The sequence below is a fragment of the Micromonospora sp. CNB394 genome (assembly GCF_000374985.1).
Classification (GTDB): Bacteria; Actinomycetota; Actinomycetes; order Mycobacteriales; family Micromonosporaceae; genus Micromonospora; species Micromonospora marina.
Genome location: NZ_KB895872.1, coordinates 1 through 14,926, shown reverse-complemented (window position 1 = coordinate 14,926; position 14,926 = coordinate 1). Strand labels below are relative to the sequence as shown.

The following is a 14,926-nucleotide window of genomic DNA, read 5'->3' as shown; positions in this document are numbered from 1 at the left end:
GCTACCGTGTCGGCGTGGATCTCAAGCTCTTCGGCGAGGTCTTCGTGACCCTGCTGGTGATCGTCGACCCGCCCGGCATGATGCCCATCTTCCTCGCGCTGACCGGGCCGCTGCCCGCGCGCGACCGGAACCGGGCCGCCTGGCAGGCCGTGGCGCTGGCGCTCGTGGTCATCGTGCTCTTCGCGGTGGCGGGGCAGACGATCCTGGCGTACCTGCACGTCGACCTGCCCGCCCTCCAGGCGGCGGGCGGCCTGTTGCTGATCCTGGTCGCGCTGGAGCTGCTGACCGGCAAGGCGGACGACCCCAGCAACCAGGTCACCTCGAACATCGCGCTGGTGCCGCTCGGCACCCCGCTGCTGGCCGGGCCGGGCGCCATCGTGGCGACCATGCTGTTCGTGCAGCAGGCCGGCGGCCCCGTCGACTACCTCGCCATCGGGCTGGCAATCGTCGCGGTGATGGTCACTGTCTGGGTGGTGCTGCGCTTCTCCGGCGGGATCGTCAAGGTGCTGCGTCCCGGCGGCATCGAGGTGCTGACCCGGATCGCCGGCCTGCTGCTGGCCGCCATCGCCGTGCAGCTCATCGCCGACGCGATCGCCGCGTTCGTCACCCAGTACCTCAACAACGCCTGAGCGGGTCGTCCGGTGTCGTACCCGGATGGCAGGATTCTCCGGGTGCGACGACCGTCAGCAGCCAGCGGCTCCCGGGCTCCCCGACCCCGCGCCGAGCAGTCCGAGCAGCTCGGCTTCGAGGGCATGCCGGAACGCCTGTTCGTATGCACCCCGAGCAAGCTCGGCGCGTACGCGGACTGCCCCCGCCGCTACCGCTACGCCTACGTGGACCGGCCCGCGCCGCCCAAGGGCCCGCCCTGGGCGCACAACTCGCTCGGCGCGAGCGTCCACACCGCGCTGAAGAACTGGTACGCGCTGGACGCCGGCCGCCGCCGCCCCGAGGTGCTCGGCACGCTGCTCAAGGGCGCCTGGGTCCGCGAGGGCTACCGCGACGACGAGCAGGAGCGCGACGCCTTCCGGCGGGCACTGACCTGGCTGGAGAGCTACGTGACGGGCCTCGATCCGGCCGACGAGCCGGTCGGCGTGGAACGGGTGGTCGCGGTCAAGACCGCTGTGCTCGCGTTCAACGGCCGCACCGACCGGATCGACTCGCGCCCCGGCCCCGACGGGCGGCCCGAGCTGGTCATCGTCGACTACAAGACCGGCCGCACCGGCCTCGACACCGACGACGCGCGCGGCTCGCAGGCGCTCGCGCTCTACGCTTACGCGGCCGAGCGGGTGTTCCGCAAGCCGTGCCGCCGGGTCGAGCTGCACCACCTGCCCACCGGCACCGTGGCCGCGCACGAGCACACACCGGAGTCCCTGCACCGGCAGCTCACCCGCGCCGAGGACACCGCCCGCGACATCATGGCCGCCGAGCGCGCGGTGGCCGACGGCGCCGACCCCGACACGGCGTTCCCCACCGAGCCGGGTCCGCGGTGCGGCTGGTGCGACTACCGGCGTACGTGCCCGACCGGCGCGCAGACCCCGGGCAAGGAGCCCTGGTCCGCAGTCGAGCGCCTCGCCGGCCCGGAGTGAGTGCGTTGCGCCGTCAGGCCGCGGTCAGGCGGGCGGCGCGTTCCTTGGCGGCCTGCTGCAACGGGCCCTCCCGGTAGCGCCGGGGCACCGCGGCCAGCGCCAGCCGCAGCGCCCGCGCGCTCAGGTCCGCCGACAGGGCGGTGGTGGGCAGGCCCAGCCCGCCGTACAGCCGCAACGCCCAGGGCGGCAGCATCCCCAGCGCGGTGGCGGCGATCCCGAAGTACGCCCAGCGCGGCGGGCCCAGGTTCAGGCCGACCCGCGCCGGCAGGCTGAGCTTCCACGGGATCGGCGGCGCGGTCAGGAACACCGCTGTCTCGGCCGCCTCCCGGGTCATCCGCAACTGCGGGCGCACGTCCCGGTAGTAGTCGGCCACCTCCGCGGCGGTGCCCGGCACGTCGCCCGGGCCCAGCCCCACCAGGGCCGCCGACCGGCGCTGCTCGGTGTAGTAGCCGTCCACCTCGTCGTCGGTCAGCGCCAGCCCGGCCCGCCGGGCGGTGCTCACGAACGACTCGACCTCGGTGACGTGCACCCACCGCAGCAGCTCCGGATCGTCGACGCGGAACTCCTCACCGGTGAACGGGTCGGTGGCGCGCATCCGGGCGTGCCGCGTACGCAGTCGTCGCCCGGCCGCCTCGGCCTCGGCGGTGGTGCCGTAGATCGTCGTCCCCACGTACGTCGCCGTGCGGACCAGCCGCCCCCAGGCGTCGGTGCGGTAGTTGCTGTTCTGGGCGACGCCGGCCATCGTGCGGGGGTGCAGCGCCTGGAGATAGAGCGAGCGCAGGCCGGCGACGATCAGGATCGGTTCCTCGTGCACCTTCCACGTGACCGATCCCGGACCGAAGAGGCCGAGGTCTTCGGTGTCCACCGATCAAGAGTGCCACGCGCCGCCGTCCGCCGTCCTCGGTGCGGCGGCCAGGCGGCGGCCGTCCTCGGCGCGACTGTCAGTCGTCGGCGGAGCGGCGGGACTGGCAGGCCGGGCAGAGACCCCAGAAGGTCACTTCCGCCTCGTCCAGCTCGAAGCCGTGCGCCACGTTCGGGTCCAGGCAGGGGGCGCTGCCGACCGCGCAGTCCACGTCGGCGATCTGCCCGCAGCCCCGGCACACCACGTGGTGGTGATTGTCGCCGACCCGGGCCTCGTACCGCGCCGGACTGCCGGCCGGCTCGATCCGGCGGGACAGGCCGGCCCGGGACAGGGCCCCGAGCACGTCGTAGACGGCCTGGGTGGAGACCGAGTCGATGCGCTGGCGGACCCGGCGGGTGATCTCGTCGACCTCCAGGTGGCCGCCGGCGGAGAGCACGTCCAGGACGGCGAGGCGAGGCCGGGTGACCCGTAGACCCCTCGACCGGAGCAGCTCCTCGCCTGTGGACATGGATCCATGACAGCACGGGGCAGTCGGGCCGACAAGCGAGCGTCGTTCACCCGTGGCCGGGGCCACAGGTGAACGGGTTCCGCCGCGCCCGCGTGTATCGAGGAAGACGGCGGCACGCCGTACGCTGAGCGCGCCAAACCACCCACTCGCCGGAGGTGTCGGTGTTCAGGGAAATCAACGGTCTGCCGGCCCACGTGCTGGTCATCCACGCGGCGGTGGTGCTGGTGCCGCTGCTGGCACTGCTCGCCGTCGGGTACGGGGTGCTGCCCCGCTGGCGGCACCGCCTCGACTGGGCGGTCGTGGCGCTCGCCGTCGTCACCCCGATCGTCGCCTGGGTGGCGACCGAGTCCGGCGAGGAACTGGAGGAGGCCCTGCGCGCGAAGGGCTACCCGCCGGACCGGCTCCAGCAGATCAGTGAGCACGCCGAGTACGGCGACATGCTGTTCTGGTTCGCGCTCGGGCTCGGCGTCGCCGCGCTGCTGCTCGTGCTGTCGACGAGCCGCTTCGTCGCGGGCCGGGACCTGCCTCGCTGGCTCCCGGTGGTGCTCACCGTCGTGGTGGCCGTGCTCGCGGTCTTCGCGCTCGTGTACGTCTACTGGACCGGGGACAGCGGCGCCAAGATGGTCTGGGACGGCGTCGTCTGACTCAGAACAGCACCCGCGAGCACAGCAGACAGGTGAGCAGCACCAGCACCACGGCGACGGCGGCCCCGATGCCGTAGGTGAGCCGCTGCGCGCGCTGCTCCGCCTGGTCCATCGCGGCCATGTCCTGCGGCGGAAGCCGGCGGGGCGGTGACGGCTGCACGTGTACCGGTGGCCGCCACCCGGGCGGTGGGGGCGTGCTCGGCGGCGGTCCCGCGTACCCCGAGGCAGGGGTGCCGCCACCGGGCGGACCCGGCCACGCGCCACCGGCGACCGTCCAGCCGCCCGCCGCCTCGGACCGGGCCCACGGGCTGTCGGTGGCCGCCTCGCGTGACCACGGGCTGGCGTTCCCGGCGGCCTCCGGCGTGTCCGCGTCTCCGGCGTCGGTTCCGGCGGTGTGGATCCTCCCGGCTGCGGTCGGGTCCGCCGCGGGGGTGCCCGGATCGGGCTGCCCGGTGGTCCCGGCCGGAACTCCGGTGCGGTCCGGGTCATGATCTCTGCCGGCACCGCCCGGCCGAGATCCAGGACCGCTCGGGCCGTCCGCTTCCGGGGGGACCGCCCCGGAGGCGTTCTCCCCGGCCGTGGCCGGTTGCTGCGGGCGTCGCCAGGTCTCGTCGTCGGGGCTGCCACCGCTCGGCGTCGTCACGCCGTCCGACGCTACCAACGCCCCGGCCGGTCGGCCGCCCGACGCGTCGATCACCGCCGCTGCGGCCCGTCGCGCTCGGTGATGGAATTCCGCAGCTTTGGCCCGGTACGGCCGGGCTCGACACGACCCGGCCGGTGTGCGGGATCGAGCCGGCGGCCCGTCCGGCGGTATCGTTGCTGCTCGTGACCGACCCCGCCATCCGGACACCGCGCGACGACGACGACCGCGTGGTCGACTTCAGCGACGACTTCGTGGTGCTGCCCGAGCAGACAAGCGACGACACCGACCGCGGCTGGGGCGAGCGCCCCGGCGGCAGCGACGACTGGCTGCTCGCCGAACGCCCCCCGCACTGGGGCTGATCAGCGCCGGGCCGAGGCCGACCGCACGGCACCAGGGCGGACCGGTTCGGGTCAGCCGCGGACGACCACGGCGAAGCGACTGCCCTCCGGCAGTCCGACCGCCCGCCGGGCCTGCTCCGGCGGCAGCGCCAGGTAGAGCGCCGAGGAGCCGTCGACAGCCCCGGTGGTGCCGACCACGTCGAGCACCAGCGCGCGGGGCGCCAGCAGCGTCGGGTCGGGCGAGCCGCCGGCCGGGACGACGAGCAGGTCGACGCGGGCGCCCGGGCGCAGCACCGCGAGGGCCGCCGGCTCGGCCAGCCGGATCGGTACGCCCACCGCACCGGCCGGCAGTGCGCGGATGCCGCCGGACGGCGACGCCGTCGCCGAGGCGGCCGGCGGGACGCGGGGCGGTGGGCAGGACGGCGGCGTCTGGAGCACCGCCGCGGCCAACCCCAGCAGCACCGCGACGAGCGTCACCCGCAGCAGCGTCCGGCGCCGGGGCAACCCGCGCCAGCGGACCGGACGCAACGTCCCCTCGCCATCCGTCACCGCTGCCTCCCGCCGCCTGTCGTCCGACCGCAGGCTAGGCCCGGACTCCCGGTGCGCGCCGCCCCACCGCCCGCGCCTGTGGATAACCCGCCGGCCTGTGGAAAACCACGCCTTCGGGCGGACCCGCCGTCACCGGCGCGGAGGCCCGGTGCGGCCGGGACCGCCAGCTCGGGGGACTTGCTGCTTCCGGACCGGCGGATGCAGCAACCTCGCCGAGGTGGCGAGCATCCGCCGCGAACGGAACGTGGCCGCCCCCGAGCGGGAACGGCCACGTGTCGCGTGCGACAGCGGGTCAGGACGAGCTGGACGCCGCCGGTGCCTTGCTCGCCGTCGACCCCGACCCCGAGCCGGACGACGAGGACGAACCGGACGAGGAGGACGTCGACGACGACGAGGAGTCCGACGACGAGGACGACGACTCGGACTTGGCCGGCTTGCTCGTGGTCGAGGTGCCGTTGTCGGAGCCGGACGAACGGGAGTCCGTGCGGTAGAAGCCGGAGCCCTTGAACACGATGCCCACCGAGTTGAAGAGCTTGCGCAGCCGCCCCTCACACGCCGGGCACTCGGTCAGCGGCTCGTCCGAGAAGGACTGCACCGCCTCGAGCTGGTGGCCGCACGCGGTGCAGGCGTACTGGTACGTGGGCACGTTCTCCTCCGGATCTTCGGCACGGCCTTCTGGCACTCGTGGTCTTCGAGTGCCAATGGTGCGTCATGACCCCCGGGTTCGTCCAGCGGAAGCGCCCGGGCCCACACCCGGGACCGCCACGAGCCCGTCGGCTGGAGTGATCACACAGTGCACCGGGCGGTCGTGCGGTAGGGCGGGCACCGCCTCCACCAGCTCGCCGTCGTGCAGCAGCGCCACGGTCGGCACCGTCGCGGGCACCCGGGCCAGCGCGCGGTCGTACGAGCCGCCGCCCCGGCCCAGCCGGATGCCCCGGCGGTCGACCGCGACCGCCGGCACCACGACCAGGCCGGCTCCGGCCACGGCGGAACGCCCCCGGGGCGAGGCGGTCGGCTCGCGCAGGCCCCGGCCGGCGGCGCGCAGCGACTCCGGGCCGGTGTACGGGGCCCAGTCCAGGTCCAGGTCCTCGCGGAGCACCGGCAGCAGCAGCTCGGCGTCGGGCGGCAGCGCGGCGCGCAGCACGTCCGGCAGGTCGTCCCCGCCGGGCTCCGAGGCGACCGGGACGTACGCGCTCATCCTGGCCGGCCGCAGCCGGCGTACCAACGTCACCAGCTCGGCCTGGACGGCGGCCGCAGCCACCGCGCGGTCGGCCGCGGACAGCGACCGGCGCGCGGCGAGTAGCGCGATGCGCATCTCCCGCTTCGCATCGTGCGCTTCATCCGAAAATTCCGGCACGCAACACTCCTGACGCAACGCTTGCCTAATGGTCGCTCTGTGTCAGCATCGCACCAAGGGAGCGGAACTTCCGGGGGGAAGATTGACGCTACGCGGGCGGTTGACGGCGGCTTTCCTCGCGGTGGTCCTCGGCCCCGTCCTGCTCGGCGCGTTCTTCGTCGGGGTCACGCTCAGCGCCGTCGACCACAGCCGCGCCACCGAGCGCCTGGGCCTGGCGGCGGCCGGTGTCCGTACCTCGATCGACGCGCTCTGCCAGCAACTCCGCGCGGCGGCCGACGCGGTCGCGCTGGTCGGCGACCCGGCCGCCCGGTCTCGTGCGGCCGACCAGGTGGTCGCCCGGGGCCTGGCCGCCGCCGTGCGGATGGCCGACGCCGCCGGCCGCACCACCTACGCCACGGCCGGCGGGCCGGCCGGGCGCTGGCAGGACTGCGCCGGCTCGCCCGCCACCGGAGCCGGAGCGCTCTCCGCCCGGGTCGGGCTCCGCGACCCGGCCGGCACCGACCTGGGCGCGGTCGCCGCCGCCCAGCCCGTCGACCGGGCCTTCGTGGCGCGGCTCGCCGCCGTGACCGGCGTCGGGGTCACCCTCCTCGACGACCCCGGCGGCATCACCCACACGACCGAGGAGCAGGGGGTACGCGCAGCGGTGCTGGCCGCCGCCGGCAAGGCGGACGGGAACCGGGTGACCGGGACCGGCGACGGCCGGTACGTGCGCCGCGTCGGTCCGTCTCCCGGTCAGCCGCTGCCGCTGGTGCTGTCGGTGCCGGGGGAGCGTGCGCCGGGCCTGTACGGGGCGCTGATCGCCGCCGTGGCGCTCGCCGCCCTGCTCGCGGTGCTCGCCGCCTGGCGACTGGCCCGGGTGACCACCCGGCCGCTCGGTGAGCTGGCCGGCGCGGTGGACCGGGTGGCGCGCGGCGACCTGAGCGCCCGGGTGCCGGTGCGCAGCCGCGACGAGGTAGGGCGGCTGGCGAGTGCGTTCAACCGGATGACCCGGGAGACCGGCACCTACGTGACGGCGCTGACCAGCAGCCGCGACCAGCTCCGCAACCATCTCGCCGTGCTCGGCGACACGCTCGCCAGCACGCACGACCTGCAACGCATCCTGCGGGTGATCCTGGACAGCGCGATCGCCGCGACCGGCGCCCAGGCCGGCGCGGTGCTGTTGGTCGACGGCGACGGCGTACTCGTCGGCCGGTGCGTGGAGGGGCTGACCGGACGCTGGCCGACGCCCGACCCGGCCGACCCGGCGACGCTGCGGGTGCCGGTCGGCGCCGGGGTGCTCGGCGCGGTGGCCGCCACCGGCGAACCGCTGCGCGGACGGTGGGCGCCGCCGGACGCGCCGACCGGGGAGCCTACCTGCGAGACGTACGTGGCGGTGCCGTTCGCCACCCCCGGCGGCGCCGAGCCGCGCGGCCCGGACCGGCCCGGCCACCCGCCCGCCGACGGCGACCCGTCCGGCTCGGACTGTGCGGCGCTCGGCGTGCTCGTGCTCTACGACCGGGTCGGCGGGCACGAGTTCCACGACGACGACGTGGTGACGCTGCGGACGTTCGCCGGGCACGCGGCGGTCGCGGTGGAGAACGTCCGGGTGCACGAGGAGGCGCAGCGGCTCTCCCTCACCGACCCGCTCACCGGGCTGTGGAACTACCGCTACCTGCGCGAGTCGATCCGCCGCGAGGTGGAGCGGGCGAACCGGTTCGGCCGGATGCTCAGCGTCCTCGCGCTCGACCTGGACCGGTTCAAGAACGTCAACGACACCTGGGGACACGCCGCCGGGGACGCCGTGCTGGTCGAGTTCGCCCGCCGGGTACGCGGCGTGATCCGCGAGGTGGACCTGGCGTTCCGGCAGGGCGGCGAGGAGTTCGTGGTGCTGCTGCCGGAGACCGACGCCCGGGGTGCCACGATCGTCGCCGAGCGGCTCGGCGCGGTGGTACGCGACCAGCCGGTCGCGGTCGAGGGGAGCGGCGACGAGCCGGTGCGGGTCCCGGTGACCGTCTCCATCGGCATCGCCGTCTACCCGGACCACGCGGCCGGCGGCCAGCAGGTGCTCGACGCCGCCGACGACGCGTTGTACGCGGCGAAGGCCGCCGGACGCGACGGCTACCGGCTGGCCCCGGCGCCCGATCCGGTGCCCACCCGGGAGATCCCGGTGGTGGCCGCCGGTGCCGGTTCGCCGGACGGGCTGCCCCGGGCCGGCGCGGCGGACCCGGCGGGCACCGTCCAGGGCGGCGCGTCTTCCGGTCCTCACCCGCCGCGGCAGAGCCGTGGCCGATAGTCTCGCGACATGTCGGAGCACTCAGCGAACCCCTCAGCGGCCCCCGGCCGCCCCCGCGCGGTCAAGGCCGTGATCCCGGCCGCCGGCCTGGCCACCCGGTTCCTGCCGGCCACCAAGGCGGTTCCCAAGGAACTGCTGCCGGTCGTCGACCGGCCGGTGTTGCAGTACATCGTCGAGGAGGCCGCGCAGGCCGGCATCGACGACATCCTGCTGATCACCGGTCGCGGGAAAACCTCGATGGTGGACCACTTCGACCGCCGGTCGGACCTGGAGGAACGGCTCGCCAAGAAGCCGGAGCTGCTGGCCGAGGTCAAGCGCACCGAGGAACTGGCCGCCATCTACACGGTCCGCCAGCCGGAACAGCTCGGCCTCGGCCACGCCGTCGGGTACGCCGAGTCGCACGTCGGCGACGCGCCCTTCGCGGTGCTGCTCGGTGACGAGTTCGTCAAGCCGTCCGAGCCGCTGCTGCCGGCCATGCTGGAACTCCAGGCCCGCACCGGCGGCGTGGTGCTCGCGTTCTTCGAGGTCGATCCGGCGGAGACCAGCCGGTACGGCATCGCGTCCGTCGAGCCCGCCGAGTCGGAGTACTCCGACGTCGCCGAGGTCGTCAAGGTCACCGGCATGGTGGAGAAGCCCAGCCCCGAGGACGCGCCCAGCAACCTCGCCGTCCTCGGCCGGTACGTGCTCCCCGGGCGGATCTTCGACGCGATCCGGCGTACCGAGCCGGGCAGCGGCGGCGAGATCCAGCTGACCGACGCGATGGAGCTGCTGCGTACCGAGGGGGTGCCGGTGCACGCCATCGTCTACCGGGGCACCCGCTACGACACCGGCATGCCGCTCGGCTACCTCCAGACCGTGGTGCAGATCGCCGCCGAGCGCGACGACCTGGGTGCCGAGTTCCGCAAGTGGCTGACCGATTTCGTCAACAACGGCGACGAGACGGTCACCGCCGCCGTCCGCGACGGCATCCGCGACGCGTCCGGCGGTGCCGATACATGACCGCGACGGCCGACGCCGAGGCGGCCGCGAACGAGTTGACGCCGCTCGCCGACTACCTGGGCAGTGTGCTGCGCAGGTTACGCGCGCTGCCTCCACTCGACCTCGACCTGACCCAGGCGTACGGCAACGTGCTCGCCGAGGACGTGGTCGCCCCGCACTCGTACCCCGCCTTCCACCAGGCGGCGGTGGACGGGTACGCCGCGCGCTGGGAGGACATCTCCGGTGGGAGTCGGGGGCCGGGCTACGTCCCGGCCCCCTCCGGTATGCCCGGCGGCCGCACCATCCGCCTGAACGTGGTGGGTGACCTGGGCGCGGCGAGCTGGCGGCCGGTGCGACTCACCCCCGGCTCGTGCTTCTCGGTGGCGGCGGGCGCGCCGCTGCCGATCGGCGCGGACGTGGTCGTCCCGGTGGAGTGGACCGACCAGGGCATGGCCGCCGTCGAGATCTTCCGGGCCCCCAAACGGGGGTACGGCCTGCGCCGCGCCGGGGAGGAACTGGTCGCCGGCACGCTGCTCGCCCGCGCCGGGGCGTACGTGTCACCGGCCCTGGTCGCGGTGTTCGCCGCCACCGGCATCGGGCACGTCGTGGTGCGGCCCAGCCCGCGCGTGGTCGTCGTGGCCACCGGCGACGAACTGGTGGACGTGGGCCGGGGCAGCCAGCCCGGCCAGGTGGTGGACACCAACTCGCACGCGCTGACCGCGGCGGCGGCGGAGGCGGGCGCGCTCGCGTACCGGGTGGGGATCTGCGACGACGACCCGGAGGCGCTGCGCGGTCTGCTGGACGACCAGACGTTGCGCGCCGACCTGATCATCACCACCGGCGGCACCGGCACCGGCCCCGGTGACATGGTCCGCCGCATCCTGTCCCGCCGCGACGGCGGCCGGGCCGGGCCGGTCGCCTTCACAGAGGTGGCCCTCTATCCCGGAACGGCTCTCGGGTTCGGTACGGTCGGCGCCGAGGAGGTGCCGGTGGTGTGTCTTCCCGGTGAGCCCGGCGCGGCGCTGATCGGCTTCGAGGTGCTGGCCCGCCCGGCCATCCAGCTGCTGGCCGGCGCCGAGCCGGTGTTCCGGCCGAGCGTCCGCGCGCACCTGCTGGAGACGGTCTCGTCCCCGGTGGGGCTGCGCGAGTTCCGGCCCGCGCACGTGGCCGAGCGGCGTGGCGGCGGGTACACGGTGCAGCCGCTGGCCGGTGGCCCGTACACGCTCTCCGGCCTGGCCGAGGCGAACGGCCTGCTGGTGCTCGGCGAGCGGGTCACCACGGCCGCCGCCGGATCGACAGTGGATGTGTTGTTGCTGGACCGGCGCCGGTGAGCGCGAGGAGTGAGCTTGCGAGCCCCGCAGTCGCGAGCGGAAGGCAAGCTCGGTGAGCGCGAGGAGTGAGCTTGCGAGCCCCGCAGTCGCGAGCGGAAGGCAAGCTCGGTGAGGTTCCGGCGGGTGCCGGGGTGGCCGGCGGTGCTGGTGGACGGTCCGGTGGTGCTGCGGCCGTACCGGCGCTCGGACGCCGCCGCCTGGTCGGAGATCCGGCGCGCGAACCGGGAGTGGCTGGCGCCGTGGGAGTCCCATGTGCCCGGTGGCTGGTACGAGACGAACTCGCCCGCCGCGTTCCGCCTGGTGCACGCCGACCAGCGCAGGTCCGCGCGTACCGGTGAGGGCATGCCGTTCGCGGTCTGCCTGCGCGAGACCGGGCGGGAGCGGCTGGTCGGCCACGTCAACATCGGCAGCATCGTGCGGCGGGCGTTCTGCTCCGGGTACGTGGGCTACTGGGTGGACTCCCGGATGGCCGGCCGTGGCGTGATCCCGACCGCTGTGGCGCTCGCCGTGGATCACGCGTTCGGGCCGGGCGGCCTGCACCGGATCGAGGTGAACATCCGGCCGGAGAACATGCCGTCCCGGCGGGTGGTGGAGAAGCTCGGCTTCCGCGAGGAGGCCTATCACGTGCGCTACATGCACATCGACGGCGCGTGGCGCGACCATATCGGATACGCGATGACGGGCGAGGAAGTCGTAGCCGAGGGCGGCTTGCTGGCGCGGTGGCACCGCGTACGTGACAACCGCCGCTGAGGCGAGCGCCCGGCGCGGCGCACTGTGAACCGGGTCGGCGGCCCGTAACCTCAAGTAACTGCAAGCTGTGGCAAGCGCTGCCCGCCCGCACGAAGTGCGCCGTAAACGACGGTCGACGGAAGAAGTTGCGGCGGTGTGGCGCTCGCCGGAGAACATCGGTGACGGGAGGGGTGAGGGTGCCCACGTCGGTGCTCCTCGCCGTCCTCGCCGCCGCCGGTCTGCTCGCCCTCGCTCCGGCGCTGGTCCGCCGGTACGACGCCACCGAGCGGCTGGTGGCGGAGCGGGCGCAGTCGACGGCGCGGGTGCTCCAGCGCCAGCGTCGACGGCGCACCGTGCCCGGACGGCGACCGCTGCACCCGCCGCGCTCCCTCGTTGTGACGCTCAGTGAAGACTCCGACACGGGCGGTCTCGCCCGCCCGGTATCGGCCCCGCCGCTGCGTCGCCGCTCCGGTCGGCTCCGGCCCGTCTCCGCGGTGCCGGCCCAGTCCCGCCGACGGCACCCGCCCCGGCGGCGGCACACCCCGGCGATCTACCGCCGGCGCCGGGTGCTCGCCGCGCTGCTGTTGCTCAACGTGGTCGAGCTGGGCGGTGTGGTGCTCGTCGGCCCCGGGTTCTGGATCAGCGTCTCGGTCACCGGCACGCTGCTCGTGGCGTACGTCGTACACCTGCGGCAGCGCGCCCTGGCCGAGCGCCGGCGGCGGCGCGCGGACGCCCGCGAGGCAACCTGGCTGGCCGCCCGCCAGGCCGAGGTGCGCCGCGAGCAGGCCCGGCGCGCGGCGGCCCGGCGGGAGGCGCAGCGCCGGCTGGCCGCGCAGCGCGAGGCGGTCCGGCGTACGGCGATGGGGTTGGACCGTCCCGCGGACCTGCCACCGGCGGCGAGCGGCGGCTCGGTGTCCTACCGGCGGGCGGGCGGCCTGCGCGGGCGCCCCTACCAGTCCGGCCGAGGCGCCTGACCGCCTTGCCCGCCTCGTCGGCGCGGCCTTCGTTCGCGTGTGATCTCCCAGCGAGTGGAACGCCGTGGGTGTCTCCGGCCCTCCATGACACCCGCGACGTTCCACTCACGCGGTTCGCGTCGCCCGCGGCGGGCGATCTTGGAGGAAATGGGCCCCTCTGGGGGCCGCCTCCTTCCAAGATCTATGTGCGCGGTGGGGCGGTTCGCGTCGTGGGGGCGCGACCTGTTAGCCTTGTCGCCGGCCCACCCGGTGAAAGCTGGGTGGGACCGACGCCGGTTCGCCGGCGGAGGGGCTGTGGCGCAGACCGGTAGCGCACCTCGTTCGCATCGAGGGGGTCAGGGGTTCAAATCCCCTCAGCTCCACCCAGTTCAAAGGCCGTTTCCCGTGGTGGGAGGCGGCCTTTTTCGATCTTGTACAGCAGTGAAGTGCAGCAGTCGCCAAAGGCAGGGTCGATGGGGCTGACCGCGAGCTAATCGGGCAGTGGCGTCGGATGCATCGTGAGGTAGATCAGCCCCTGGTCCTCGTGAACCGTGCAGCTCAGTTCGTAGGAATCGGCAGCGCCGATGCGGAAGACGAGGGTGACTCGATCCTGCACGAATCTCTCTGTGTCAGTGGGCCCGCCGAAGATGCCGGTGATCTCTTGCTGGTCCAGTCCTGCCCGTAGGGGAAGCCGCAGTGCGTCGATCATGCTCTGAGCCGTTGACTCCGGCAGGGAGACGAGGTCGATCGCTACCGAACGCGTTACCTCGGGAGCTGACTCAAGACGAAGCCACTCGGTGAAGCCTGACGCCTCCCCGACCCAGCAACGCTCCAGGTACTCCCAGCCGCGAAGCTGCTCAAGGTGCTCCGCCGCTACGAAGTGGGCGAGGCGAAGCCGCCCGAAGGCGTCATGCGAAATCCCAACGGCTCCAACCCGACGCTCCTTGAGTCGATCGAGACTCGCGACAGTACAGCAGCTCACAGGAAACGTGGTTAACAGGGGAACCCTGCCGGTGAACCCGAGCCGACCCCACGCCGGCGCATCAAGGTCATCGACCCAGTCGCCGATCGCAGCGAACGTATTGGCTCCGGCCATAACCGCACACACCGCGACCGCGAGCACGCTCGACAGTGGTACCGGCTCCCTCGCGGGTCGCGCGGGTCAGGAACCCGCGCCAAGGCCTCCAGCAGGCCAAACGCCTCACGATCAGCGGGCCGGGAGCCGGTCGGGGCAGGGGCATGATGACGGATCACGTCGATCAGCGATGATGACATACGCGGGTGTGGTCCCTCTCGGTGTCATGTTGTCTCAGCAACTCCATGATCACCGACGGACCACACCCGTTCCGCGTCACCCTCCACACAGGCCGACGCGCTACGACCTCCCAGGTCAGACGCGCCTCAATCGACTATGCAAAGACCCTGGCTTCGCGGGTCTGGCCGTAGACGTACTTGCGCGTGCGTTTGCCGTCGGGCTTGGTGACCCAGACGTATGCGGCGAAGCCGTTGCGGTACGGGAAGATGGAGCCTTCGCCGTTGGCTCGTGCGCGTGCGGGCATCAGGCGGCCTCCTGGCGTTCGACCTGTTCGCGGATGTAGTCCTCGACCCATTCGGGGAGGATGCGGCGGTACTTGCCGTCCCTGATGGAGCGCAGTTCTCCGGTGGCGATCTTCGTCTTGACCTTGGAGATGCCGAAGCCGACGCTGCGCTGGCGCTCCGACTCCGGCCACGCAACACGCCCGGCGGCTAGCGCGGAAGCGGGTAGCCCAAGGGGCCGCCGCATGACGACAGCGGGCGTTTGACCGGGTGGTGGTGGCCGGCAGCCGGCCGGGCCGCGCGGCCACGAGCCCGCGCGGCGTAGGGGAGCGCACGCCGGCCGCGTCAGCGAACTGGCGGCGGGGTTGCGGGGTTGCGGTTACTGAGTCTCCGGCGGGGGCGCTCGCCCTGTCTGACCCGAAAATCCAACGGTGAGTAGGCAGGCCGAAGGCACCCGGCGTAGCGCAGCGGAGCCGGGTGTGGATGGTGGTCTGGGGTTATGGGTTCAGGCCGCCTCTGGTTCGACGATGATGGCTTTGCCGCCGTGAATGACGATCTTCTGGCCGGTGACGGCTTGGAGAGCTGCGGCGAGGTTACGGGCTCGGCGTTCGGCGTTGATCCGGGTTTCGTAGTAGTCGGA

General features: G+C 73.7%; 18 protein-coding genes and 1 tRNA gene. 11 read left to right on the top strand and 8 right to left on the bottom strand.

Annotated features, from left to right (window positions below):
- Positions 1-14 precede the first annotated feature (14 nt).
- Both C569_RS0128160 and C569_RS0128155 read left to right on the top strand, forming a co-directional pair.
- Complete coding sequence (locus C569_RS0128160) at positions 15-629, top strand: MarC family protein (RefSeq protein ID WP_026268758.1); 615 nt, start codon at positions 15-17, stop codon at positions 627-629.
- A 33-nt stretch (positions 630-662) separates the two neighbouring features.
- Positions 663-1,586 (top strand): PD-(D/E)XK nuclease family protein, encoded by a 924-nt coding sequence (locus C569_RS0128155; RefSeq protein WP_026268757.1) that lies wholly within the window; start codon positions 663-665, stop codon positions 1,584-1,586.
- 13 nt (positions 1,587-1,599) lie between these two features.
- Here C569_RS0128155 and C569_RS0128150 read toward each other — a convergent pair whose 3' ends face one another.
- Positions 1,600-2,451: an oxygenase MpaB family protein gene (locus tag C569_RS0128150; RefSeq protein WP_018789058.1), complete on the bottom strand. Its 852-nt coding sequence runs from the start codon at positions 2,449-2,451 to the stop codon at positions 1,600-1,602.
- Between the two features lie 76 nt (positions 2,452-2,527).
- Entirely contained in the window at positions 2,528-2,956 is a 429-nt protein-coding gene (locus C569_RS0128145) for a Fur family transcriptional regulator (protein WP_018789057.1), read from the bottom strand.
- A gap of 161 nt (positions 2,957-3,117) precedes the next feature.
- Here C569_RS0128145 and C569_RS0128140 point away from each other — a divergent pair, with 161 nt between their 5' ends.
- Complete coding sequence (locus tag C569_RS0128140) at positions 3,118-3,600, top strand: DUF2231 domain-containing protein (protein WP_026268756.1); 483 nt, start codon at positions 3,118-3,120, stop codon at positions 3,598-3,600.
- 1 nt (position 3,601) lies between these two features.
- Here the strand turns inward: C569_RS0128140 and C569_RS33900 are convergent, their stop codons facing one another.
- Positions 3,602-4,243, bottom strand: coding sequence for a hypothetical protein (locus C569_RS33900; RefSeq protein ID WP_196806813.1), 642 nt, complete (start codon positions 4,241-4,243; stop codon positions 3,602-3,604).
- 182 nt (positions 4,244-4,425) lie between these two features.
- On the opposite strand from C569_RS33900, the gene C569_RS33895 reads away from it, so the two are divergent.
- Positions 4,426-4,602: a hypothetical protein gene (locus C569_RS33895; protein WP_196806815.1), complete on the top strand. Its 177-nt coding sequence runs from the start codon at positions 4,426-4,428 to the stop codon at positions 4,600-4,602.
- 51 nt (positions 4,603-4,653) lie between these two features.
- Here C569_RS33895 and C569_RS0128125 read toward each other — a convergent pair whose 3' ends face one another.
- Positions 4,654-5,130, bottom strand: coding sequence for a hypothetical protein (locus C569_RS0128125; protein ID WP_026268755.1), 477 nt, complete (start codon positions 5,128-5,130; stop codon positions 4,654-4,656).
- A gap of 272 nt (positions 5,131-5,402) precedes the next feature.
- Between C569_RS0128125 and C569_RS34635 the strand changes: the two genes are divergently transcribed.
- Positions 5,403-5,621 (top strand): hypothetical protein, encoded by a 219-nt coding sequence (locus C569_RS34635; protein WP_018789052.1) that lies wholly within the window; start codon positions 5,403-5,405, stop codon positions 5,619-5,621.
- A gap of 218 nt (positions 5,622-5,839) precedes the next feature.
- Here the strand turns inward: C569_RS34635 and C569_RS0128115 are convergent, their stop codons facing one another.
- Positions 5,840-6,487 (bottom strand): 5-formyltetrahydrofolate cyclo-ligase, encoded by a 648-nt coding sequence (locus C569_RS0128115; RefSeq protein WP_026268753.1) that lies wholly within the window; start codon positions 6,485-6,487, stop codon positions 5,840-5,842.
- An 82-nt stretch (positions 6,488-6,569) separates the two neighbouring features.
- On the opposite strand from C569_RS0128115, the gene C569_RS0128110 reads away from it, so the two are divergent.
- From C569_RS0128110 to C569_RS0128085, 6 genes are all read left to right on the top strand, one after another.
- Positions 6,570-8,759 (top strand): diguanylate cyclase, encoded by a 2,190-nt coding sequence (locus C569_RS0128110; protein WP_026268752.1) that lies wholly within the window; start codon positions 6,570-6,572, stop codon positions 8,757-8,759.
- 9 nt (positions 8,760-8,768) lie between these two features.
- A complete protein-coding gene (locus C569_RS0128105) occupies positions 8,769-9,758 on the top strand; it encodes a UTP--glucose-1-phosphate uridylyltransferase (protein ID WP_026268751.1) in 990 nt (329 codons plus the stop codon).
- On the top strand, positions 9,755-11,068 hold the full coding sequence (gene glp, locus C569_RS0128100) for a gephyrin-like molybdotransferase Glp (protein ID WP_018789048.1): 1,314 nt from the start codon (positions 9,755-9,757) through the stop codon (positions 11,066-11,068). The genes C569_RS0128105 and glp overlap by 4 nt, the downstream gene beginning before the upstream one ends.
- 108 nt (positions 11,069-11,176) lie before the next feature.
- Entirely contained in the window at positions 11,177-11,818 is a 642-nt protein-coding gene (locus C569_RS0128095) for a GNAT family N-acetyltransferase (RefSeq protein ID WP_018789047.1), read from the top strand.
- Positions 11,819-11,988: 170 nt separating this feature from the next.
- Positions 11,989-12,771 carry a hypothetical protein gene (locus C569_RS0128090; RefSeq protein ID WP_196806814.1) on the top strand — a complete coding sequence of 261 codons (783 nt, stop codon included), beginning with the start codon at positions 11,989-11,991 and terminating at the stop codon, positions 12,769-12,771.
- 288 nt (positions 12,772-13,059) lie between these two features.
- Positions 13,060-13,133, top strand: a tRNA-Ala gene (locus C569_RS0128085).
- Positions 13,134-13,240: 107 nt separating this feature from the next.
- Here the strand turns inward: C569_RS0128085 and C569_RS34625 are convergent.
- The 3 genes from C569_RS34625 to C569_RS31310 all read right to left on the bottom strand — a co-directional run bounded on the left by C569_RS34625 (position 13,241) and on the right by C569_RS31310 (position 14,533).
- The gene (locus tag C569_RS34625) at positions 13,241-13,873 is read right to left on the bottom strand and encodes a hypothetical protein (protein ID WP_018789045.1); all 633 of its coding nucleotides are present in this window, start codon (positions 13,871-13,873) and stop codon (positions 13,241-13,243) included.
- Between the two features lie 286 nt (positions 13,874-14,159).
- Complete coding sequence (locus C569_RS33470) at positions 14,160-14,309, bottom strand: hypothetical protein (protein ID WP_018789044.1); 150 nt, start codon at positions 14,307-14,309, stop codon at positions 14,160-14,162.
- On the bottom strand, positions 14,309-14,533 hold the full coding sequence (locus tag C569_RS31310; protein WP_018789043.1) for a hypothetical protein: 225 nt from the start codon (positions 14,531-14,533) through the stop codon (positions 14,309-14,311). Before C569_RS31310 ends, C569_RS33470 begins: the two co-directional genes overlap by 1 nt.
- Between the last annotated feature and the right edge of the window lie 393 nt (positions 14,534-14,926).